Below are 23,270 nucleotides of genomic sequence, written 5' to 3'. Positions count from 1 at the left end.
TTCCGATCGCCATGGAGGAGAAGCTGCGCTTCGCCATCCGTGAAGGCGGCCGCACCGTCGGCGCCGGCGTCGTCGCCGCCATCATCGAGTGATCATGGTGCTGGACCTCGTGTCCAGCGCGTGACGGAATAGGGCGGTGCCTTCGGGCGCCGCCTTTTTCGTTTGTATCGCCATGCGCCGTTGGATTTTTGCCGCCTGCCTCGCCGTCCTGCTGCTGCCTGCTGCGTTCCTGCAGGCCAAGGAGGCTTGCCCCGAGCGCCCGCCGTGCCGAGGCTGCGGCTGCAAGGGCGGTCCCGGCTATCGCGGACCGGACGGCCGCTGCGTTGGCTTTGCGGACCTGTCGAAGATTTGCGGCGAGCCGCCGACCCAGCGCTGCGTCTTCGAGAATGCGCCCGGCACCGGGGAGAACCGCGCCTGTGCCACCAGGAAGCTTCCGCCGGTTCCGCCACCTGCGGCCGCGCCGCGCTGAGCTGCCGGGTGCGTCCCCCGGGCTTGCGTGTCTTGCCAGTGCAGGCCAATCTGGCTGGAGTTCGGGTGAGACGCGACAAGACGCAGTCCGCCCGCAAACTTCCACGACATTCTCCCCGAAAATGAAGAGGCAGGCGGCTATGGCGCGCGGCTCCTCGCGATTCATCGTGCTCACCGGCGGTCCGGGTTCGGGCAAGAGCACAGTGCTCGGTGCCCTTGAAGCCGCCGGGTATCCCATTGCACCGGAGGCCGGCCGGGCGGTCATCCGCCAGCAGGTGGCCATTGATGGTCCCGCCCTACCATGGCGAGATCGCATGGCATTTGCTGAGGCCATGCTCACCTGGGACATGCGCTCCCACGAGGAGCAGGCCGAACGGGATGGCCCGGTCTTCTTCGACCGCGGCATTCCCGACGTTGCGGGATACCTCACCCTGTGTGGCCTCCCCATACCCGAGCATATCTCCCGCGCTTGCGCGGCGTTCAGATATGACCGCGTCGTCTTCGTCGCGCCGCCATGGCGGGAGATTTATGCCAACGACGCCGAGCGCCGGCAGGACTGGAACGAATCCGTGCGGACCCATGCTGTCATGGTCGATACGTATCGCAACCTTGGCTACGATATGGTGGAGCTGCCGCGGACCGATGTCGCGGGACGAGTGGCATTTGTGCTGGAGCGCCTCCCGGCGCCATAGCGGTGAACAGCATTAGCGGTGGAGAGGGTAGCGGAGCGCCCCGAGCCCCTTTACAGCCGCGCGGCATCCCACTAAACACAGCCGGCCGATGCGCTGGGTCACTTCCCGGCGCGGCGGAGTCTACCCTCGAGGCAGGCTGATCGCTGAAAAGCTGATTCTGCCGAGCTTTGGGGCGCAGGCCTTAGGAGTGTAGCTCAACTGGTTAGAGCACCGGTCTCCAAAACCGGGGGTTGGGGGTTCGAGTCCCTCCACTCCTGCCATCTTCGGGACGCCCACGATCCGGGCTGATGCGGGATGGCAGGTCAGGCGAGACGACGACGCCGGAATGGCACGGCTTGTAGGCGCGTTTCGGACGGCCCATATGAGGCGAGGTCCGGCCCCGCCGAAGGCAAGCCCGCAGCAACGTCTCGCGAGAGCCGAAGCCGGCGGGAAGAGGATTTACGCGGCGTGTGCCGCATTCGCGTCATCGGAAGGTTCCGGTGCGTGGCAACCGGCGGCGCGGGAACGGGCGGCAACAGGAACGGACGGCGAGACGCCATGGCGAAGAACAGCCCGATGGAGTTCTATCAGCAGGTCCGTGCGGAAACGGCCAAGGTCACCTGGCCCACCCGCCGCGAGACGCTGATCACCACCGCCATGGTGTTCGTGATGGTCTTCCTGGCGTCCATCTTCTTCCTCGTCTCCGACCAGATCATCCGGTTCGGCGTCTCCACGCTGCTGACCCTCGGGCACTGAGGCGGGAGGCCCACATGGCGAAGCGCTGGTACATCGTTCACGCTTATTCCAACTTCGAGAAGAAGGTGGCCGACTCGATCCGCGAGCAGGCTGACCAGCGTGGCCTGACCGATCTGTTCGAGCAGATCCTCGTTCCCACCGAGAAGGTGGTCGAGGTGCGCCGCGGCCGGAAGGTGGACACCGAGCGGAAGTTCTTCCCCGGCTACGTGCTGGTGAAGATGGACCTCACCGACGAGGCCTTCCATCTCATCAAGAACACGCCGAAGGTCACCGGCTTCCTGGGCGCCGACAACAAGCCCATGCCGATCTCCGAATCGGAGGCCATGCGCATCCTGCAGCAGGTGCAGGAGGGCATCGAGCGTCCGAAGCCGTCGATCTCCTACGAGGTCGGCGAGACGGTGAAGGTGTCGGACGGCCCGTTCGCGTCCTTCAACGGCATCGTGGAAGAGGTCGACGACAGCCGCTCGCGCCTGAAGGTGGCGGTGTCCATCTTCGGCCGCGCGACGCCGGTGGAACTCGAATTCGGTCAGGTCGAGAAGGTCTGACCGGAACGGCCTATCGCTCCCTCGTGGGGCGATGGTCCGAAGTCTGGTGCGCTGTCGAAGGGTGGTGCACCGGCGTGGGAGGGGAGGGGGCGTCTCGCCAAGCGCCCTTTTGACCCGCACCACGCAATCCCGCCCGCAGATCCCTCACCGGACGGCGGCGCATTCTGGGAGTTGTTGAAATGGCGAAGAAAATTACGGGTTACGTCAAGCTGCAGGTGCCCGCCGGCAGCGCCAATCCGGCCCCGCCGATTGGTCCCGCGCTCGGTCAGCGCGGTCTGAACATCATGGAGTTCTGCAAGGCGTTCAACGCCCAGACCGCCCAGATGGAAAAGGGCATGCCGATCCCGGTGGTCATCACCGCCTACCAGGACCGCTCCTTCACCTTCGAGCTGAAGACCCCCCCGGTCTCCTACTTCCTCAAGAAGGCCGCCGGCCTTGAGACGAAGAAGAAGCCCGGCTCGGGCTCGAAGACGCCCGGCAAGGGCACCTTCGTCGGCAAGGTCACGCGCGCCCAGCTCGCGGAGATCGCCGAGAAGAAGATGAAGGATCTGAACTGCGACACCGTCGAGGCCGCCGTCCAGATGATCGAAGGTTCGGCCCGTTCCATGGGCCTGCAGGTTCAGGGGTGAGCGCCATGGCGAAGGAAGGCAAGCGCATCCGCGCCGTCAACGAGGGCATCGACCGCAACAAGCTTTACGGTCTGGATGACGCCCTGAAGCTCCTCAAGGAGCGCACCACCGCCAAGTTCGACGAGACCATCGAGGTCGCGCTGAACCTCGGCGTCGACCCCCGCCATGCCGACCAGATGGTCCGCGGCGTGTGCAACCTGCCCAACGGCTCGGGCCGTACCGTTCGCGTGGCGGTGTTCGCCCGTGGCGCCAAGGCCGATGAGGCCAAGGCGGCGGGCGCCGACATCGTGGGCGCCGAGGATCTCCTCGAGACCATCCAGGGCGGCACCATCGATTTCGATCGCTGCATCGCGACCCCGGACCTGATGCCGCTCGTCGGCCGTCTCGGCAAGGTGCTCGGCCCGCGCGGCCTGATGCCGAACCCGAAGGTCGGCACCGTGACCATGGACGTGAAGGGCGCCGTCGCCGCCGCCAAGGGCGGCGCGGTGGAGTTCCGCGTCGAGAAGGCCGGCATCATCCACGGCGGCATTGGCAAGGCCTCGTTCCCGGCCGACAAGCTGGCCGAGAACATCCGCGCCTTCGTGGACGCGGTGGTGAAGGCCAAGCCGGCCGGCGCCAAGGGCACCTACCTGCAGCGCGTGGCGGTTTCCTCCACCATGGGCCCGGGCATCAAGGTGGAGCCGTCCAGCGTGCTCACCGCCTGATCGGCAAAGATCAAGCTTCTGGAAAGGCCGGGCCGGTGGGTCCGGCCTTTTCGTTTGGAGGTCACGTTTCGGCGAGGTCGGCGCGGCCCTTCCGCCGGCGCATGGCAGGCGGGCGGTTGCCGTATGCAAAAAGTGCGCAAGACCGGCGATCGGGGCGTGACAAGGATGTCGCCAGCCTTTATATGGGCTGTTTCCGGGTGGCGTGCCGCCCGGATCAGGTATTGTGGCTTTCGCCCTTGACCGGGTGGAAGGGCTGGGAGGGTTCGCCCGCCCGGCCTTGTCGTCTGTCAGGCGTTCGGGTGGCTCCTTGGAGCTTTTCGGGCGAACCAGCAGGCAAAGTCCTGTCCGAGACTGCCGGTGCCTCGATGGAGGCCTGATGGAGATGCGCCCCGCAAGGGATGTTCGCTCAATCGGGCCGAGGATCAAGGCTTAATTCCCGACATCCGCCCTAACGGGCGGTTAATGGGGAGCCAGCATAGACGGGGAAGACCGGAATTTGCCCTCCGACCGGCGTTGAGTCGGCGGAGATGAAGATCGGTTCGGAACCAGCGCCTTGCGCTTCGCGACACGGTTTTCCGTGCCCGGGCAATAGGGGACAGGGCATGTGAGCGTCGCGGAACGCGGCCTTCATGTCGTCAGACAGGTTGGCCGCAGGACGCGGCAAGGCGCAACCGGCGGGACCGGATGCCTCCTTCGGGAGGTGGAGGGTGCCGCCAAGGCTTAAAGAGAGCCAGACGTGGATCGAGCGGAAAAACAAGAGCTCGTCACGACGCTCACGGAAGTGTTCAAGACCACTTCCGTCGTCGTGGTCGCCCACTATTCCGGCCTCACCGTGGCCCAGATGTCGAAACTCCGTCGACAGATGAAGGCCGAGGGTGCGACCGTGAAGGTGGCCAAGAACCGCCTCGCCAAAATCGCTCTGGAAGGCTCCGACGTCGCCCATGTGGCGTCCCTGCTGAAGGGACCCACCGTGATCGCCTATTCCAGCGATCCGGTTGCGGCGCCGAAGGTTGCCGTCGAGTTCGCCAAGGCCAACGACAAGTTCGTTATCCTCGGCGGCGCGATGGGCAAGACGGCCCTTAACGTGGACGGTGTGAAGGCGCTTGCCACACTCCCGTCCCTGGACGAACTGCGTGCCAAGCTCGTCGGCCTCATTCAGGCCCCGGCGACCAAGATCGCGCAGCTCACCACGGCACCGGCGGCCAAGCTCGCCCGCGTGTTCGGGGCCTATGCCAAGCAGGACGAAGCAGCGTGAGGCCGCGGCCGCCGTTGGCGGCCTGATCTCGCAATTCCAAAATCCGAACCTATCTTAAGGAATATCCCATGGCTGACCTGACCAAGCTCGTCGACGAGCTGTCCTCCCTCACCGTGCTCGAGGCCGCCGAGCTGGCGAAGCTCCTCGAGGAGAAGTGGGGCGTTTCCGCCGCCGCCGCCGTGGCCGTGGCCGCTGCCCCGGCCGGCGCTGCCGCCGCCGCGGTGGAAGAGCAGACCGAGTTCACCGTGATGCTTGCCGCCGCCGGCGACAAGAAGATCGAAGTCATCAAGGAAGTCCGCGCCATCACCGGCCTTGGCCTCAAGGAAGCCAAGGACCTCGTGGAAGGCGCTCCGAAGCCCGTCAAGGAAGGCGTGGCCAAGGACGAGGCCGAGAAGCTCAAGGCTCAGCTCGAGAAGGCTGGCGCCAAGGTCGAGCTCAAGTGAGCCTTTGACATTTCGGGTCCCGGCCTTGTGCCGGGACCCGTTCCATAGCCGGCCGCAAGGCCGGACACGGAGAGCGACGGTTCTCCCGGCAGCCGATCCGGACAAGGTTCGGGGGCTGCCGGGAGAGCCGTCATGGTGCTGAAAGGGGATGGCGTTTCGCCCCCAACCCTTGAAGGCACGATGGCTGACAGAGGTTCCGGTGCCGGCGCGGCGAGCCCGCCTCCGAACAGGAGGACAGGGGCCGGCCCGAGAGACCAGGACGGACGAGGATCGAGATGGCGCAAACGTTCACCGGTCGTAAGCGGATCCGCAAGTTCTTCGGCAAGATCAAGGAAGTGGCCGAGATGCCGAACCTCATCGAGGTTCAGAAGGCGTCCTACGACCAGTTTCTCCAGATCGAGGAACCCAAGGGCGGACGCGACGACGACGGCCTGCAGGCGGTGTTCAAGTCGGTATTCCCCATCTCCGACTTCTCCGGCGCGGCCATGCTGGAGTTCGTCCGCTACGAGTTCGAGCCCCCGAAGTATGACGTGGACGAGTGCCGCCAGCGCGGCATGACGTTCGCTGCCCCGCTCAAGGTGACGCTCCGCCTCATCGTGTTCGATGTGGACCCGGATACCGGCGCCAAGTCCGTCAAGGACATCAAGGAGCAGGACGTCTATACCGGCGACATCCCGCTGATGACCATGAACGGCACGTTCATCGTCAACGGCACCGAGCGCGTCATCGTCTCCCAGATGCACCGTTCGCCGGGCGTCTTCTTCGACCACGACAAGGGCAAGACCCACTCTTCGGGCAAGCTCCTGTTCGCGGCGCGCATCATTCCCTATCGCGGGTCCTGGCTCGACATCGAGTTCGACGCCAAGGACATCGTCTATGCGCGCATCGACCGGCGCCGCAAGATTCCCGTCACCAGCCTGCTCTATGCGCTCGGCCTCGACAGCGAGGAGATCCTCTCGACCTTCTACGAGAAGATCCCCTACGAGCGGGCCAAGGGCGGCTGGCGCATGCCGTTCGATCCCAAGCGGATGAAGGGCTACAAGGCGGTGTCCGATCTGGTGGACGCCGACACCGGCGAGGTCGTGCTTGAGGCGGGCAAGAAGCTCACCGTGCGCGCCGCCCGGCAGCTGGCCGAGAAGGGCCTGAAGTTCCTCAAGATCTCCGACGAGGAGATGGTCGGCCAGTACATCGCCGAGGACCTCGTGGACATCGCGTCCGGCGAGATCCACGCCGAGGCTGGCGACGAGATCACCGAGAAGACGCTGAAGCTGCTCGAGGAAGCCGGCTACAACGAGATTCCGATCCTCGACATCGACCACGTCAACACCGGCGCCTACATCCGCAACACGCTGGCGGCCGACAAGAACGTGACCCGCGAGGACGCGCTCTTCGACATCTACCGCGTGATGCGCCCGGGCGAGCCGCCGACGCTCGATTCGGCGCAGGCCATGTTCCACTCGCTGTTCTTCGATCCCGAGCGCTACGACCTCTCCGCGGTCGGCCGCGTGAAGATGAACATGCGCCTCGACCTCGACTGCCCCGACACCGTGCGGGTGCTGCGCCGCGACGACATCCTATCCGTCATCAAGACGCTGGTGGAGCTGCGTGACGGCAAGGGCGAGATCGACGACATCGACCACCTGGGCAACCGCCGCGTCCGCTCGGTCGGCGAGCTCATGGAGAACCAGTACCGCGTCGGCCTGCTGCGCATGGAGCGCGCCATCAAGGAGCGCATGTCGTCCGTCGACATCGACACCGTGATGCCGCAGGACCTGATCAACGCGAAGCCGGTGGCGGCTGCGGTGCGCGAGTTCTTCGGCTCCTCGCAGCTCTCGCAGTTCATGGACCAGACCAACCCGCTCTCCGAGATCACGCACAAGCGGCGTCTCTCGGCGCTTGGCCCGGGCGGTCTGACCCGCGAGCGCGCCGGCTTCGAGGTGCGCGACGTGCACCCGACCCATTACGGCCGCATCTGCCCGATCGAGACGCCGGAAGGCCCGAACATCGGTCTCATCAACTCGCTGGCGACCTTCGCCCGCGTGAACAAGTACGGCTTCATCGAAGCGCCCTACCGCCGTGTGGTGGATAGCAAGGTCACCGACGAGGTGGTCTATCTCTCCGCCATGGAGGAGGGGAAGTACTACGTCGCGCAGGCCAACATCCCGCTCGACAAGGACGGCCGCTTCGAGGAAGACCTCATCGTCTGCCGCCATGCGGGCGACGTACTGCTCGTGAGCCCCGACCGCGTGGACTTCATGGACGTGTCGCCGAAGCAGCTCGTTTCGGTGGCCGCGGCGCTCATCCCGTTCCTTGAGAACGACGACGCCAACCGCGCGCTCATGGGCTCCAACATGCAGCGCCAGGCGGTTCCGCTGGTGCGCTCGCAGGCGCCGCTCGTCGGCACCGGCATGGAGGCCGTGGTCGCCCGTGACTCCGGCGCCGCCATCGCCGCCCGCCGCACCGGCGTGATCGATCAGGTGGACGCCACCCGTATCGTCATCCGGGCCACGGAAGAGGCCGACCCGTCCAAGTCGGGCGTCGACATCTACCGGCTGATGAAGTTCCAGCGCTCCAACCAGTCCACCTGCATCAACCAGCGTCCGCTGGTGCGCGTGGGCGACCAGGTGAAGCGCGGCGACATCATCGCCGACGGCCCGTCCACGGAGCTGGGCGAGCTCGCGCTCGGCCGCAACGTGCTCGTCGCCTTCATGCCGTGGAACGGCTACAACTTCGAGGACTCGATCCTCCTCTCGGAGAACATCGTCAAGGAAGACGTGTTCACCTCGATCCACATCGAGGAATTCGAGTGCATGGCCCGCGACACCAAGCTCGGGCCTGAGGAAATCACCCGCGACATTCCCAACGTCTCGGAAGAGGCGCTGAAGAATCTCGACGAGGCCGGCATCGTCTATATCGGCGCCGAGGTTCGTGCGGGCGACATCCTTGTCGGCAAGATCACGCCGAAGGGCGAGAGCCCGATGACGCCGGAAGAGAAGCTCCTCCGCGCCATCTTCGGTGAGAAGGCCGCGGACGTGCGCGACACCTCGCTGCGCCTGCCGCCCGGCACCACCGGCACCATCGTCGAGGTGCGCGTGTTCAACCGCCACGGCGTCGACAAGGACGAGCGCGCCCTCGCCATCGAGCGCGAGGAGATCGAGCGTCTCGCCAAGGACCGTGACGACGAGCAGGCGATCCTTGATCGTAACGTCTACGGCCGCTTGACCGAGATCCTCGACGGCAAGGTCGCCATCGCGGGGCCGAAGGGCTTCAAGAAGGAAACCGCCGTCACCCGCGAGATCCTCGGTGAGTATCCGCGCTCGCAGTGGTGGCTGTTCGCCGTCGCCGACGACGCCATCATGGCCGAGCTGGAGGCGATCCGCGCCCAGTACGACGACTCGAAGAAGCGGCTCGAGCAGCGCTTCCTCGACAAGGTCGAGAAGCTGCAGCGCGGCGACGAGCTGCCCCCCGGCGTGATGAAGATGGTCAAGGTCTTCGTCGCGGTGAAGCGCAAGATCCAGCCCGGCGACAAGATGGCCGGCCGCCACGGCAACAAGGGCGTGGTCTCGCGCATCGTGCCCGTGGAGGACATGCCGTTCCTTGAGGACGGCACCAACGTCGACATCGTGCTGAACCCGCTGGGCGTGCCGTCGCGCATGAACGTCGGGCAGATCCTTGAGACGCATCTCGGCTGGGCCTGCGCGGGCCTTGGCCGGCAGGTGGCCGCCGCGGCGGAAGCCTATTATGCGCGTCAGGACCTGAAGCCGGTGCGCGATCGGCTGGAGACCATCTACGGCAAGGAAGAGATCGATCAGCTCAAGGATTCCGAGCTGCCCGAACTCGCCGAGAACCTGCGCAAGGGCGTGCCCATGGCGACGCCGGTCTTCGACGGCGCGCACGAAGCGGACATCGAGCAGGAACTGGAGCGGGCGGGTCTCGACCGTTCGGGCCAGTCCACTTTGTTCGACGGACGCACCGGCGAGCCGTTCGATCGTAAGGTGACGGTCGGCTACATCTACATGCTGAAGCTGCATCACCTGGTCGACGACAAGATCCACGCCCGGTCCATCGGTCCCTACTCGCTCGTCACCCAGCAGCCCCTGGGCGGCAAGGCGCAGTTCGGCGGCCAGCGCTTCGGCGAAATGGAGGTGTGGGCTCTCGAAGCCTACGGCGCCGCCTACACGCTGCAGGAGATGCTCACCGTGAAGTCGGACGACGTGGCCGGCCGCACCAAGGTCTACGAGGCCATCGTGCGCGGCGAGGACACGTTCGAGAGCGGCATTCCCGAGAGCTTCAACGTGCTCGTGAAGGAAATGCGTTCGCTCGGCCTCAACGTCGATCTCGAGAATACCTGACGGGCGCCAGAGCCCGTCGCACCCGCGCAAAGCGGATTGCCCGACCGGCGCTTCTGCCGGCCGGGCCTCAAGTTAAAGGCCCACTTCGTTTGGGAGCCAGCTCATGAATCAGGAAATCCTGAACGTCTTCAATCCGACCGTTCCGGCCCCGAGCTTCAATCAGATCCGTATCTCGATCGCGAGCCCGGAGAAGATCAAGTCGTGGTCCTACGGCGAGATCAAGAAGCCGGAAACCATCAACTATCGCACGTTCAAGCCCGAGCGTGACGGCCTGTTCTGCGCGCGCATCTTCGGTCCCATCAAGGACTACGAGTGCCTGTGCGGCAAGTACAAGCGGATGAAGTACAAGGGCATCATCTGCGAGAAGTGCGGCGTCGAGGTCACCCTGTCGCGCGTGCGCCGCGAGCGCATGGGCCACATCGAGCTCGCCGCCCCGGTGGCGCACATCTGGTTCCTGAAGTCGCTGCCGAGCCGCATCGGCCTGCTGCTCGACATGACGCTCAAGGACCTCGAGCGCATCCTGTACTTCGAGTATTTCGTCGTCATCGAGCCGGGCATCACCAAGCTCAAGTACCGTCAGCTCCTCTCCGAGGACGACTACCTGCGCGCCCAGGACGAGTATGGCGAGTCGAGCTTCACCGCCATGATCGGCGCCGAGGCCATCCGTGAGCTGCTGCGCTCCATGGACCTCGAGAAGATCGCCGCGGACCTGCGCCAGGAGATCGCCGAGGCGACCACCGAGCTCAAGCCCAAGAAGCTCGCCAAGCGCCTGAAGATCGTCGAGGCGTTCCAGCTCTCCGGCAACAAGCCGGAGTGGATGATCCTCACCCACGTGCCGGTGATCCCGCCGGATCTTCGCCCGCTCGTCCCGCTCGACGGCGGCCGGTTCGCGACGTCGGACCTCAACGACCTCTACCGCCGCGTCATCAACCGCAACAACCGCCTCAAGCGGCTGATCGAGCTGCGCGCGCCGGACATCATCATCCGCAACGAGAAGCGCATGCTTCAGGAGGCGGTTGATGCGCTGTTCGACAACGGCCGTCGCGGCCGTGTCATCACCGGCGCCAACAAGCGTCCGCTGAAGTCGCTCGCCGACATGCTGAAGGGCAAGCAGGGCCGGTTCCGCCAGAACCTGCTCGGCAAGCGCGTGGACTATTCCGGCCGCTCGGTCATCGTGGTGGGTCCGGAGCTGAAGCTTCATCAGTGCGGCCTGCCGAAGAAGATGGCGCTGGAGCTGTTCAAGCCCTTCATCTATTCGCGCCTCGACGCGAAGGGCCATTCGGCGACCGTCAAGCAGGCGAAGAAGCTGGTGGAGAAGGAGCGTCCCGAGGTTTGGGACATCCTCGACGAGGTGATCCGCGAGCACCCGGTGATGCTGAACCGCGCGCCGACGCTCCACCGCCTCGGCATCCAGGCGTTCGAGCCGGTGCTCATCGAGGGCAAGGCCATCCAGCTGCACCCGCTCGTCTGCTCGGCGTTCAACGCCGACTTCGACGGCGACCAGATGGCCGTGCACGTCCCGCTCTCGCTGGAAGCCCAGCTGGAAGCGCGCGTGCTGATGATGTCCACCAACAACATCCTGCACCCGGCGAACGGCCAGCCGATCATCGTGCCGTCGCAGGACATCGTTCTGGGCCTCTACTACCTCTCCATCATGAAGGAGAAGGAGCCGGGCGAGGGCATGATGTTCGCCAACATGGCGGAGATCGACCACGCGCTGAACGCCAAGGCGATCACCCTCGCCACCAAGATCAAGGGCCGCTACATCGGCATCGGCCCGGACGGCAAGCAGTATTCCAAGATCTATGAGACCACGCCCGGTCGCATGAAGATCGGCGAGCTGCTGCCCAAGGATCCCAAGCTCTCCTACGACGTCGTCAACAAGCTGATGACGAAGAAGGAAATCTCCAACATGATCGATGCCGTGTACCGGCACTGCGGTCAGAAGGAGAGCGTGATCTTCTGCGACCGCATCATGGCGCTCGGCTTCTACAACGCGTTCCGCGCCGGCATCTCGTTCGGCAAGGACGACATGGTGGTGCCGAAGAAGAAGTGGGAGCTCGTCGAGGAGACCCGCGCGCTCACCAAGGAATACGAGCAGCAGTACAATGACGGCCTGATCACCCAGGGCGAGAAGTACAACAAGGTCGTCGACGCCTGGGGCAAGTGCTCCGATCGCGTCGCCGAGGAGATGATGAAGGAAATCTCTTCGGTCAAGAAGGACCCGAAGACCGGCCGCGAGAAGCAGATCAACTCGATCTACATGATGAGCCACTCCGGAGCGCGTGGGTCGCCCGCTCAGATGAAGCAGCTTGCCGGCATGCGCGGCCTCATGGCCAAGCCGTCGGGCGAGATCATCGAGAGCCCGATCATCTCGAACTTCAAGGAAGGCCTGACCGTGATGGAGTACTTCAACTCCACCCACGGCGCGCGTAAGGGCCTTGCCGACACCGCTCTGAAGACGGCGAACTCGGGTTACCTCACCCGTCGTCTCGTCGACGTGGCGCAGGATTCCATCATCACCGAGCGCGATTGCGGCTCGGAGAAGGGAATCCACATGCGCGCCATCATCGACGCGGGCCAGATCGTGGCCTCGCTCGCCTCGCGCGTCCTCGGCCGCACCGCGGCGGAAGACATCGTGGAGCCGGCGACCGGCGACGTCATCGTGCCCAAGGGCCAGATGATCGAGGAGCCGCACGTCGAGCGGATCAACAAGTCGGGCATCCAGGAAATCAAGATCCGGTCGGTGCTGACCTGCGAGACCCGCAACGGCGTGTGCGGCACCTGCTATGGGCGCGACCTCGCCCGCGGCACGCCCGTCAACATGGGTGAGGCGGTGGGCGTCATCGCCGCCCAGTCCATCGGCGAGCCGGGCACCCAGCTCACCATGCGCACCTTCCACATCGGCGGCGCGGCGACCCTCGCCGACTCGTCCTTCGTGGAAAGCAACTTCGAGGGCACCGTCCGCATCCGCAATCGCAATGTTGCGCGGAATTCGGACGGCGACCTGGTGGTGATGGCCCGCAACCTGGCGGTGGTCATCGTCGACCATGACGGCACCGAGCGAGCGGTCAACCGCGTGCAGTACGGCGCCCGCCTCAAGGTGGACGAGGGCGACACCATCAAGCGCGGCCAGCGCATCGCCGAGTGGGATCCCTACACCCGCCCGATCCTCTCCGAGGTGGACGGCACGGTGGCCTTCGAGGACCTGATGGAAGGCTCCTCGATGAACGAGCAGGTCGACGAGTCGACCGGCATCGCCAAGCGCGTGGTGACGGATTCGCGGTCCGGCCGTGGGCCGGAGCTGCGTCCGGCCATCCTCATCAAGGGCAAGGACGGCAAGATCATCAAGCTGCCGCGCGGCGGCGACGCCCGCTACGCGCTGCCGGTGGAGGCCATCATCTCGGTGGACCCCAACCAGACCCTCAAGGCCGGCGACGCGGTGGCCCGCGTGCCCTTGGAAAGCGCCAAGACGCGCGACATCACGGGCGGTCTGCCGCGCGTGGCGGAGCTGTTCGAGGCGCGTCGTCCGAAGGACGCGGCCATCATCGCGGAGATCTCCGGTTCCATCCGGTTCGGCCGTGACTACAAGAACAAGCGCCGGCTCTCCATCGAGCCGACGGATGGCGGGGATCCGGTCGAGTACCTGATCCCGAAGGGCAAGCACATCCATCTCCAGGACGGCGACGTGGTGGAGAAGGGCGACTTCATCGTCGACGGCAACCCGGCGCCGCACGACATCCTGGCGATCAAGGGCGTGGAAGAGCTTGCGGCCTTCCTCGTGAACGAGATCCAGGAGGTCTATCGGCTCCAGGGCGTGCACATCAACGACAAGCACATCGAGGTGATTGTCCGGAACATGCTCCAGAAGGTGGAGATCGACGACTCCGGAGAGACCGACTTCCTCGACAACGAGCAGGTCGACCGGCTCGAGTTCCTCGAGGCGAACGAGAAGGCCGCGGAGGAGGGCAAGAAGCCCGCCACCGGCCATCCCGTGCTCCTGGGCATCACCAAGGCGTCGCTGCAGACGCGCTCCTTCTTCTCGGCGGCCTCCTTCCAGGAGACCACCCGCGTCCTCACGGAAGCGGCGGTCAACGGAAAGATCGACCCGCTGGAAGGCCTCAAGGAGAACGTCATCGTCGGCCGCCTGATCCCGGCCGGCACGGGCGCCCAGATGTCTCGCCTGCGCACCATCGCGACCAACCGCGACGACCTCATCGTCGCGACCCGCGACGAGCAGGGCGAGGGCCAGCCCCTCGTGGAAGGCCCCGCCGACGCGGCGGAGTGATCCCGGCGTCCAGACGCCCCGCATGAATTGGAAAGGCCGCCTCCGGGCGGCCTTTTCTTTTGCCGGTTTGCCCGCCAGCAAACGGACCCGATCGGGTCGATCTCCGGCATTGCCGAGCTGATGGTACGTCGCTGACACTATCCTCGATCTCCAGGGAAATCGGGGCGCGTACCATGGTCAAGCTGAAGCGTAACCTCGGGCCGGTCGAGGCGGTGGGGCTTTCGGTTTCGGTGATGGCGCCGACCATGTCCATGGCGCTCAACGTGACGCTGGCAGTGGGCGCGGCCGGGGTGGCTGCGCCCCTCGGCTTCGCCGTCGGCACGCTGCTGGTGGCCATCGTCGGCTTTTCCTTCGTCTTCTTCGCCCGCAAGACCACGCGCGCCGGCTCGGCCTATTCCTATATCGGCCAGACCTTCGGCCCTCGGGCCGGCTTCATCGCCGGCTGGTGCATGCTGCTGCTCTACATTGCCGGCGGCTCGGGCAGCGCGGCGCTGGTGGGAGACTTCCTGCGCGCCGCCTTCGCCGATCACGGCATCCATATCGGCGGCTGGTGGCTCGCGCTCGGCGTGGCGGCGCTCCTCGCCGGAACGCTCTTCGCCTACCGGGACATGGCGGTGGCCGCGCGGCTCATGCTGCTTCTGGAACTGGGCTCCATCTGCGTCATCGTCTATCTCGGCGTGAAGATCCTCACCGCCGTGAGTGCCACCGGTGGCCTCACGGCCGCGCCGTTCCGGCCGGACCCGTCCATGGGCTGGTGGGGCGTGGGCTATGCCGTGGTGTTCGCCGTGCTCTCCTTCGCCGGCTTCGAGGCGGCGGCGACGCTGGCCGAGGAAACGGGCCAGCCCGGCCGCGCCATCCCCGTCGCGCTGCTCGGCTCGGTGGTCCTCGCCGGCCTGTTCTTCGTCTTCGCCTCCTACATCCAGGTGGTGGGCTTCGGCGTCGACAACATGAAGGCGCTCGCCGCCGACGAGGCGCCGCTCAACACGCTGGCGCTGAAATACGGCACCGTCCGTATGGCGACCGCGCTGGACATCGCCGCGGCGGTGTCCGCCGTCTCTGCCGTGCTTGGAACGCTCTCGGCCGCCGGGCGCATGCTGTTCGTGCTCGGCCGCGCCGGATTGTCGGAGACGGCGGCGCGGGTGCATCCCGTCCACGGCACGCCCTCGGTGTCGGTGGTCGTCGTCGGTCTGCTGATGCTCGCGGGGCTCCTCGCCTGGGCGCCCTTCATCGGCCCGGCGGACTATTACGACAATGTGGGCACCATCGGCGTCTTGGCCCTGATCGTCGCCTATCTCGGCGTCACGCTGGCCGCTGTCACCCACGCGGTGAAGGCGAAGAGCATGGTCTGGCTGGCCCTGGGGCTGCTTGGGACGCTGGCGATGCTGTGGCCGCTCTACAATTCGGTCTATCCCGTGCCGGCCTTCCCGGGGAATCTGTGGCCTTACGTCGTCGCCGGCTGGATCGCGCTCGGCGCGGCACTGGCGACGCTGCGCCCGGGCGTCCGCGACGCCGAGCCCTGAGGCGCCGCCGATCTGGCTTCAGTCCTGCATGGCCGTCCTCGGGATGCGGAGACCGCGGTGCCTTTCCGACAGGAGGGGGCGGCGGATGCGCGTCTCGGGATCGGCTCGTGTCAGACACATGCGCGAGCAGGCACAAGGCGCGTCGCATGAACGACACGGGTTCGAGCGGGACGGAGCAATGGGTCGTCTGGAACGGCTCGCTGGGCGTGCTCGACATGGTCACCATCGGCCGTGTCGAGGTGGATGCGGGCGGGCGGCAGGCGTGGCTTGATGCGCCCTACGGCATCGTCGGCCCGTTCAGTCTGGACGAACTGGAGCAGACCGGCCGCATCGCCTTCGGGGCCTGCTTCGTCATGTCCCGCCGGCGCTGGCAGGAAGATCAGGTGGAGCTGCGACAGGCGGCGCAGAAGGCCCGCCGCGCGCTCATGGCCATGTTCGACGGGGAAGACGACAGCGCCCACCGCGAAACGCTCGGCCTGCCGCCGGACGGCCGGCTGGATGCCGGCGAGATCAACGCCGCCTTTCGCCGCCGCGCCAAGACCGCCCATCCCGATGCCGGCGGCAGCGATGCCGATTACCGCCGCATCGCCGAGGCCCGTGACGCCCTGCTGGAGATGCTGGCGACGGTGTGAGGGCCGGCCGTGATGGTCAAGGCTGGCGCCATCGCCTATGGTGCGGCCCCGTTTCCAGCCTGATCGTGTCTCTGTGAGCTTCGCCGCAATTCTGCAAGCAACCCTCGATTTGACCGAGGAGGTCGACGCCGTCGCGCGTCCGGCCGATGCTGTCGTCTCCGACTTCTTCCGCACCCGGCGCGATATCCCCGCGCCGCAGCGCGGCCCGATCTCCGAGCTGCTCTACATCCTGCTGCGCCACCACGCCCGTCTCGGCTGGTGGCTGAAGCGGCATGGGCGTCCGGACACCCCGCGCAACCGGCTTCTGGCCTGGCTGGTGCTCGGCGGCGGCAAGACGCGGGATCAGGTGCAGGCGCTGTTCTCCGGCGTCAAGTTCGGCCCAGCCCCCCTCACGGATCAGGAGCGCGCGCTGCTGGTCAAGCTGCAGGGCGCGCGGATCGACCATCCCTCCATGCCGGAGGATGTGCGCTACGAATGCCCTGAATGGGGCGCCGAGGGGCTGCATCGCCGGTTCGGGGAGGACTTCCCCCATGAGATGGCGGCGATGCTGACACCGGCGCCGCTCGACCTGCGCGTCAATCCCATCAAGGCCGACCGCGTGGAGATGCTGTCGGCCCTGCGCGCGCTGGGCCTGCCGGCCGAGCTGTCGCCGCTGTCGCCCTATGGCATCCGCGTCAATGAGCGCCCGGCGCTCAACCGGCTGCCCATGCTCAAGACGGGCGAGCTGGAGATCCAGGACGAGGGCTCCCAGCTCGTCGCCGTGGTGGTGGATGCCAAGCCCGGCGAGCGGGTGGTGGATTTCTGTGCCGGCGCGGGCGGCAAGACGCTCGCCATCGCCGCCCAGATGAAGAACAAGGGCCACGTCATCGCCTGCGACGTGCTGGAGAACCGCCTGAAGCGCGCCGCCGAGCGGTTCCGCCGGGCCGGCCTCCACAATATCGAGACGCGCCCGCTCGCCAGCGAAACCGACCGCTGGGTGAAGCGCCACAAGGGCGGCTTCGACCGTGTGCTGGTGGATGCGCCTTGCAGCGGCACTGGAACATGGCGGCGCAATCCCGATGCGCGCTGGCGGGTTCTCGGGCCGGGGCTCGAGGCGCTGCTGCCGCTTCAGGCCCGCATCCTCGCCAGCGCGGCGCGGCTGGTGAAGCCGGGCGGGCGGCTCGTCTATGCCACCTGCTCTCTGCTCGCAGAGGAGAATGAGGAGCAGGTGGCCGCCTTCCTCGCGGCGCACCCCGCCTTCCGTGTGGTTCCCCTGAGCGAGGTGGCGCCGCAGATCACCGGCTCGGCGCATCCCGACTATCTGGCGTTAACCCCCGCGCGCCACGACACGGACGGCTTCTTCGCCGCCGTGCTGGAGCGCGAGGCCGCGCCGATCCCCGAGGCTGCCCCGATCCCCGAGTAGGCGCGCCTCACTTCTTGCGCAGCGGCACGCCCTTTGTGGTGAAGCGCTGCGCCCCCGCAGGGGCGGGCCGCACCGGACGGCGCGTGCCGGCGGCCTTGCCGGTGCCGGGCGGCTGGTGGGCCGGCACGAGTTGGTCGGGGCGCGGGCCGATGAGATCGGCGCGGCCCATGGCTTTCAGCGCCTCGCGCAGCAGCGGCCAGTTGTCCGGATCATGATAGCGCAGGAAGGCCTTGTGCAGCCGGCGCTGGCGTAGCCCTGTGACCGTCGCCACCCGTTCGCTGCCGCCGCGCCGCACGGCCCGGAGCGGGTTGACGCCGGTGTGGTACATGGCGGTGGCGGTGGCCATGGGGGATGGCAGGAAGGTCTGCACCTGGTCGGCGCGATAGCGGTTCTTCTTGAGCCAGAGCGCGAGGTTCATCATGTCCTCGTCGGTCGTGCCCGGATGCGCGGCGATGAAGTAGGGGATGAGGTAGTATTTCTTCCCCGCCTGCTTCACCGCGGCGTCGAACATCTCCTTGAAGCGGTCGTAAGTGCCGATGCCTGGCTTCATCATCTTGTCGAGCGGGCCGCGCTCGGTGTGCTCCGGGGCGATCTTCAGGTAGCCGCCCACATGGTGGGTCACCAGCTCCTTCACATATTCCGGGCTCTTCACGGCGAGGTCGTAGCGCACGCCGGAGGCCACCATCACCTTCTTCACCCCCTCCACCTCGCGCACCTTGCGATAGAGGCGGATGAGGTCGTCGTGGGAGGTGTTGAGGTTGGGGCAGATGTCCGGGAAGACGCAGGAGGGGCGCCGGCAGGCCGCCTCGATCTTCGGGTCCTTGCAAGCCATCCGGTACATGTTGGCGGTGGGGCCGCCTATGTCGGAGATGACGCCGGTGAAGCCCGGGGTCTTGTCGCGGATCAGCTCGATCTCGCGGAGGATCGAGCCCTCCGAGCGGTTCTGGATGATGCGTCCTTCATGCTCGGTTATGGAGCAGAAGGTGCAGCCGCCGAAGCAGCCGCGCATGATCGTCACCGAGAAGCGGATCATGTCCCATGCCGGGATCTTCGCTTCGCCATAGGAGGGATGCGGCGCGCGGGCGTAGGGCAGGTCGTAGACCGCGTCCATCTCCTGCGTGGTGAGGGGAATGGGCGGCGGGTTCAGCCAAAGGTCGCGGTCGCCGTGGCGCTGGACCAGCGGGCGGGCGTTGCCGGGATTGCTCTCCCGGTGCAGCACGCGGGAGGCGCGGGCATAGGCCTCCTTGTCCACCTCCACCTGCTCGTAGGCCGGCAGGCGGATCACCACATCGCCCGGGCGGCGGGCGGCGCCTTCGTCCGAGGCGTCGAGATCGTCGGCGTGAAGTTCGGTGTAGTGCTCGGGTACGCGGCGGAACAGGGCGACGCCGCGCACGTCGTCGATGTCGCGCGGGGCCTCGCCGTCGGCGATCCGGTTCGCCACCTCCACCACGGCGCGCTCGGCGTTGCCGTAGATCAGGAGGTCCGCCTTGGCGTCCGCCAGGATGGAGCGGCGCACCTTGTCGGACCAGTAGTCGTAATGGGCGATCCGGCGCAGCGACGCCTCGATGCCGCCGAGGATGATCGGCACATCCTTGTACGCCTCGCGGCAGCGCTGGGTGTAGACGATGGTGGAGCGATCCGGTCGCCGCCCGCCCTCGCCGCCGGCGGTATAGGCATCGTCATGGCGCAGCCGGCGGTCCGCCGTGTAGCGGTTGACCATTGAATCCAGGTTGCCGCCCGTGACGCCGAAGAACAGGCGCGGCTTGCCCAGCGCCTTGAACGGCTCCGCCGATTGCCAGTCCGGCTGGGAGATGATGCCGACGCGAAACCCCTGCGCCTCCAGCAAACGGCCGATGATGGCCATGCCGAAGCTTGGGTGATCCACATAGGCATCGCCCGTGACCAGAACGATGTCGCACTGATCCCATCCGAGCGCCGCCATCTCGGCGCGGCTCATGGGCAGGAAGGGAGCCGGCCGGCTGGCCGGGACGGGCCAGGGCAGGAAAGTCAAAGGCTTTGAGGGGCAGACCTGTGTGTCCATGGGTGACGAATAGGGATCAAGGGCGGCAAATTCAACCGATCGGAGCCGGCAGGGGAACACGTCTTCTCGTGCAGGCCGGTTCTCGTGCAAAGCCAGCTTGCGGACACGAAAGATGCGCGAGCCGGCGTAGCGGGCTAGGTTGGCCCCAGATTTTCACAGCCCAGAAGTGTCTGCCTTGAAGAAGATCGGCTTTCTTTCGTTCGGCCACTGGACGCCTTCGTCCCAGTCGCAGACCCGCTCGGCGGCGGATGCGCTGCTGCAATCCATCGAGCTTGCCGTGGCTGCGGAGGAGCTGGGCGCGGACGGCGCCTATTTCCGCGTCCATCACTTCGCCCGCCAGCTTGCGGCTCCGTTCCCGCTGCTCGCCGCCGTGGGCGCGCGCACCAAGCGCATCGAGATCGGTACCGCCGTCATCGACATGCGCTACGAGAACCCGCTCTACATGGCGGAGGATGCCGGCTCGGCCGATCTCATCGCCGGCGGCCGGCTTCAGCTTGGCATCAGCCGCGGCTCGCCGGAGCAGGTGATCGATGGCTGGCGCTATTTCGGCTATGGCCCGCCGGAGGGGCAGACCACCGCCGACATGGCCCGCCGCCACGCCGAGGTGTTCCTGGAGGTATTGAAGGGCGAAGGCTTCGCCCAGCCCAATCCCCGGCCCATGTTCCCCAACCCGCCCGGCCTCCTGCGGCTTGAGCCCCATTCGCAGGGCCTGCGCGAGCGCATCTGGTGGGGCGCCAGCTCCAACGCCACGGCAGTTTGGACGGCCAAGCTGGGGCTCAACCTGCAAAGCTCCACCCTGAAGGACGACGAGACGGGCGAGCCCTTCCATGTCCAGCAGGCGGCACAGATCCGCGCCTACCGCGCCGCATGGGCCGAGGCCGGCCACACCCGCACCCCGCGCGTGTCGGTGAGCCGCTCCATCTTCGCGCTCGTGGACGACCGCGACCGGGCCTATTTCGGCGGGGGCGGCAAGGAAGAGGATTCCATCGGTTTCATCGATGAGAAGACCCGCGCCATCTTCGGCCGCAGCTATGCCGCCGAGCCGGACGCGCTCATCAAGCAGCTCGCCGAGGACGAGGCGATTGCCGAGGCCGACACGCTGCTCCTCACTGTGCCGAACCAGCTGGGCGTCGACTACAATGCCCACGTCATTGAGGCCATCCTGACCCACGTGGCGCCGGCCCTCGGCTGGCGCTGAGAGGAAGAGGGGCGCTGCCGCCGGGGAGCGCCCCCGAAGTCCCCCGGCGGATGCACGGAGGAGGCCTTGTGAATGACCAAGGCACGTCAATCTCTCAGCGCAACCGGTTCACGAGCCACAGCGCGCACCACGATCCGAGCAGTGTGACCACCATCGTGGCGGCGAGCGCGATTTGCATCACCGCGCCTCCCGCAGCCGCCACCGACGTCGACCCGCCCATGAACGGACCGAGCAGGAGCGACACCACCATGCCGCCCGCGGGGGCGACGAGAAAGGCACCGACGAGCGACACCACGATGCTCACGATCCAGCCAAGGACCCCTCGGTGTTTCGTCCAAGCCTCGTGGACCCCGATGGCGAGCGCGCCGAGAAGAACAGCAAGCGCGATCATCATTGGCCCGCCGACGCTGTCCATAGGAATTGCGCCGCTCGCCTGAAGTAACAGGATGCCGACCACTGCAATCGGCACGATGTATTGCATGATGTTCCTCCCTGCTGCTTTCATGGCAGCGTGACACCACCGCCTTGGCGGGGAGAATACATCAAACAAGCCGCAAGTTCGTCATGCGCTGGTCCATATGCCAGCACCGGCGCGGCCCCTGTCCGCCGCGCCTTCCGTGGGGCGCGGGACGACGAAACCGGATGGGGAAGGACAGATATAATTTGTATTGCAATGCAAATTATATTCTGCTCTTCATGCTCCCATGACGCTTGATCCCGCTTCACCGCGCGCCCGCTTCGGCGTGCGTTTCGCGCTGCTTGCCCGTCGCTGGCGGCGGGCGCTGGACGCCCGTCTCGCAGAGGCGGGGCTGTCTGACGCCACATGGGTGCCGCTGGTGCATCTCCAGGAGTCCGGCGACGGCATCACCCAGAAGGAGCTCGCGGCGCTGGTGGGCATCGACGGGTCGAGCCTCGTGCGCCTGCTGGACATCCTGAGCCGGCAGGGGCTCGTGGAACGCCGTGTCGACGCCTCCGATGGACGCGCCCGGCTGGTTCACCTCACTGAAGCGGGCAGGGCGCGGGTCGCCGAGATCCGGCGCGAGCTGTCCAGGGGGGAGGCGGAGATGTTGGCGGACCTCTCGGACGCCGATATCGCAACCATGCTCGGGCATTTCGAGCGCATCGAGCAGCGGCTGCAAAGCCTTCGGGTCCAGCGCCGGGAAAAGGCGACGCCATGAGCCCGTCCGAGCCTCCTCACGCGGCGTCCGCCGATTCCGCCGCCCTCGCCACCCGCCGCTTGGACGCGGCGCGCCATCTGCTCAAGCCGCACCAGATCCGCGAGAGTTGGGCGCTCGCCGCCCAGCCGTGGCAGCGCAATGCGGCGCTCGCCGGCTTGCAGGCATCGCTGGCGGCGGCGATCGCCCTGCCGCTGGCTCTCGTCTCGCCCTGGCCGCACCTTGTCGGCTTCGCCTCGTTGGGAACGCTCGCGGCCCTGTTCGGCCGCTTCGCCCCGCAGGCAGGGCGCGGCCGCATCGTCCTGCTCTGCGCCATGTGGCTGACCGTCTCGGTGCTCGTCATGTCGACAGCGGCCTGGCTCGGCGCGCCCTATCTGCTACAGCTGGCCCTCTTGGCCTTTGCCTGCGGCCTGTTCTTCTTCGTCGCCAACACCGGGCAGTATGGGCCGCCGGGCGCGCTCATCTTCGTGTTCGCCGCCGGGGCCGCAATGGGCCATGTGGCGTCCTGGCAGGAGGTGGTCGAGCGCGCGACCGCGACCGCGCTGGCGGCTGGACTGACGTGGCTGATCTGCGTGGGGACAGAAGCGTTCCGCCAGCAGGAAACGCCCGAGGCGCCTTTTCCGGTGGAGCCGGTTCGGCCGCTGGATCATCGCCTCATCGCGGCGGCGCGCATCACCCTCGGTTCGGCGATCGCGGCGTTTGCCGCCTATGCCGCCGGCGCGGCGCATCCCGCCTGGGCGGCCATGGGCACGGTGGCGGTGATGCAGGGGACGCACCTGCACATCAGCATGAGCCGCGCCATGCAGCGCATGTCCGGGACCGTGGTCGGCGCGGGCGTTGTCTGGCTCATCCTCTCCCAGGAGCCATCGGTGTGGAGCGTGGTCGCTCTGCTCATCTTCCTCCAGTTCGCCACCGAGATGATCATCGGCGCGAACTACGCCCTCGGCCAGATCCTGGTGACGCCCATGGCCCTGCTGATGAGCTACCTCGCGGCCCCCGGCGCGGCGGGGACGGCCATGGCGCCGGAGCGGGTGTTCGACACGCTGGTCGGCGCAATCATCGGCATCGTGCTGGCGGTGGTCTGCTCGACGCTGGATGACCGGCTCTATCTCGCCCGCCACCATGCGGCGCGCGCAAATCGCGGGAGCGCGGGCCGCTAGAGCCGATGGCGACGGCGCGAGGGGGATCGCA

Annotated in this window: 18 protein-coding genes, 1 tRNA gene and 1 pseudogene; 18 read left to right on the top strand and 2 right to left on the bottom strand. The window is 66.8% G+C overall.

All coding sequences use genetic code 11. The features are described from left to right. The 15 genes and pseudogenes from FHT36_RS05455 to FHT36_RS05385 all read left to right on the top strand — a co-directional run. A pseudogene (locus FHT36_RS05455) lies at nt 1-92 on the top strand (elongation factor Tu); the annotation flags it as partial. 44 nt (nt 93-136) lie between these two features. Then, on the top strand, nt 137-469 hold the full coding sequence (locus FHT36_RS05450) for a hypothetical protein (protein ID WP_348644379.1): 333 nt from the start codon (nt 137-139) through the stop codon (nt 467-469). 139 nt (nt 470-608) lie between these two features. Next, the gene (locus FHT36_RS05445) at nt 609-1,160 is read left to right on the top strand and encodes an AAA family ATPase (protein WP_210257559.1); all 552 of its coding nucleotides are present in this window, start codon (nt 609-611) and stop codon (nt 1,158-1,160) included. 183 nt (nt 1,161-1,343) lie between these two features. Continuing rightward, nucleotides 1,344-1,420 (top strand) — tRNA-Trp (locus tag FHT36_RS05440). Between the two features lie 277 nt (nt 1,421-1,697). Continuing rightward, complete coding sequence (gene secE / locus FHT36_RS05435) at nt 1,698-1,895, top strand: preprotein translocase subunit SecE (protein WP_169121424.1); 198 nt, start codon at nt 1,698-1,700, stop codon at nt 1,893-1,895. A gap of 14 nt (nt 1,896-1,909) precedes the next feature. Next, complete coding sequence (gene nusG / locus FHT36_RS05430) at nt 1,910-2,440, top strand: transcription termination/antitermination protein NusG (protein ID WP_029557789.1); 531 nt, start codon at nt 1,910-1,912, stop codon at nt 2,438-2,440. A 179-nt stretch (nt 2,441-2,619) separates the two neighbouring features. Then, complete coding sequence (gene rplK, locus FHT36_RS05425; protein WP_169121423.1) at nt 2,620-3,069, top strand: 50S ribosomal protein L11; 450 nt, start codon at nt 2,620-2,622, stop codon at nt 3,067-3,069. A 5-nt stretch (nt 3,070-3,074) separates the two neighbouring features. Beyond that, a complete protein-coding gene (gene rplA, locus FHT36_RS05420) occupies nt 3,075-3,773 on the top strand; it encodes a 50S ribosomal protein L1 (protein WP_169121422.1) in 699 nt (232 codons plus the stop codon). 736 nt (nt 3,774-4,509) lie between these two features. Next, nucleotides 4,510-5,028, top strand: coding sequence for a 50S ribosomal protein L10 (gene rplJ, locus FHT36_RS05415; RefSeq protein ID WP_168456326.1), 519 nt, complete (start codon nt 4,510-4,512; stop codon nt 5,026-5,028). 68 nt (nt 5,029-5,096) lie between these two features. Next, a complete protein-coding gene (rplL, locus tag FHT36_RS05410) occupies nt 5,097-5,471 on the top strand; it encodes a 50S ribosomal protein L7/L12 (RefSeq protein WP_029557790.1) in 375 nt (124 codons plus the stop codon). A 275-nt stretch (nt 5,472-5,746) separates the two neighbouring features. Next, on the top strand, nt 5,747-9,823 hold the full coding sequence (rpoB, locus tag FHT36_RS05405) for a DNA-directed RNA polymerase subunit beta (RefSeq protein WP_169121421.1): 4,077 nt from the start codon (nt 5,747-5,749) through the stop codon (nt 9,821-9,823). Nucleotides 9,824-9,926: 103 nt separating this feature from the next. Continuing rightward, the gene (gene rpoC, locus FHT36_RS05400) at nt 9,927-14,111 is read left to right on the top strand and encodes a DNA-directed RNA polymerase subunit beta' (protein WP_169121420.1); all 4,185 of its coding nucleotides are present in this window, start codon (nt 9,927-9,929) and stop codon (nt 14,109-14,111) included. A gap of 173 nt (nt 14,112-14,284) precedes the next feature. Beyond that, a complete protein-coding gene (locus FHT36_RS05395; RefSeq protein WP_169121419.1) occupies nt 14,285-15,631 on the top strand; it encodes an APC family permease in 1,347 nt (448 codons plus the stop codon). 146 nt (nt 15,632-15,777) lie between these two features. Further along, the gene (locus FHT36_RS05390) at nt 15,778-16,263 is read left to right on the top strand and encodes a J domain-containing protein (protein WP_169121418.1); all 486 of its coding nucleotides are present in this window, start codon (nt 15,778-15,780) and stop codon (nt 16,261-16,263) included. A 109-nt stretch (nt 16,264-16,372) separates the two neighbouring features. Beyond that, nucleotides 16,373-17,665, top strand: a complete 1,293-nt coding sequence (locus tag FHT36_RS05385; RefSeq protein WP_246702010.1) for an RsmB/NOP family class I SAM-dependent RNA methyltransferase — start codon at nt 16,373-16,375, stop codon at nt 17,663-17,665. A 7-nt stretch (nt 17,666-17,672) separates the two neighbouring features. Here the strand turns inward: FHT36_RS05385 and FHT36_RS05380 are convergent, their stop codons facing one another. Next, nucleotides 17,673-19,706 carry a YgiQ family radical SAM protein gene (locus FHT36_RS05380; RefSeq protein ID WP_169121416.1) on the bottom strand — a complete coding sequence of 678 codons (2,034 nt, stop codon included), beginning with the start codon at nt 19,704-19,706 and terminating at the stop codon, nt 17,673-17,675. 175 nt (nt 19,707-19,881) lie between these two features. On the opposite strand from FHT36_RS05380, the gene FHT36_RS05375 reads away from it, so the two are divergent. Then, nucleotides 19,882-20,904 (top strand): LLM class flavin-dependent oxidoreductase, encoded by a 1,023-nt coding sequence (locus tag FHT36_RS05375; protein ID WP_169121415.1) that lies wholly within the window; start codon nt 19,882-19,884, stop codon nt 20,902-20,904. A gap of 94 nt (nt 20,905-20,998) precedes the next feature. On the opposite strand, the gene FHT36_RS05370 is transcribed toward FHT36_RS05375, so the two are convergent. Next, nucleotides 20,999-21,385 carry a hypothetical protein gene (locus FHT36_RS05370; RefSeq protein WP_169121414.1) on the bottom strand — a complete coding sequence of 129 codons (387 nt, stop codon included), beginning with the start codon at nt 21,383-21,385 and terminating at the stop codon, nt 20,999-21,001. 223 nt (nt 21,386-21,608) lie between these two features. Between FHT36_RS05370 and FHT36_RS05365 the strand changes: the two genes are divergently transcribed. After that, entirely contained in the window at nt 21,609-22,082 is a 474-nt protein-coding gene (locus tag FHT36_RS05365; protein ID WP_169121413.1) for a MarR family winged helix-turn-helix transcriptional regulator, read from the top strand. Further along, complete coding sequence (locus FHT36_RS05360) at nt 22,079-23,239, top strand: FUSC family protein (RefSeq protein WP_169121412.1); 1,161 nt, start codon at nt 22,079-22,081, stop codon at nt 23,237-23,239. Before FHT36_RS05365 ends, FHT36_RS05360 begins: the two co-directional genes overlap by 4 nt. Nucleotides 23,240-23,270: the final 31 nt, after the last annotated feature.

It is taken from the genome of Xanthobacter sp. SG618 (assembly GCF_012932745.1).
Classification (GTDB): domain Bacteria; phylum Pseudomonadota; class Alphaproteobacteria; order Rhizobiales; family Xanthobacteraceae; genus Xanthobacter; species Xanthobacter flavus.
This window is presented reverse-complemented; position numbering and strand designations above follow the sequence as displayed.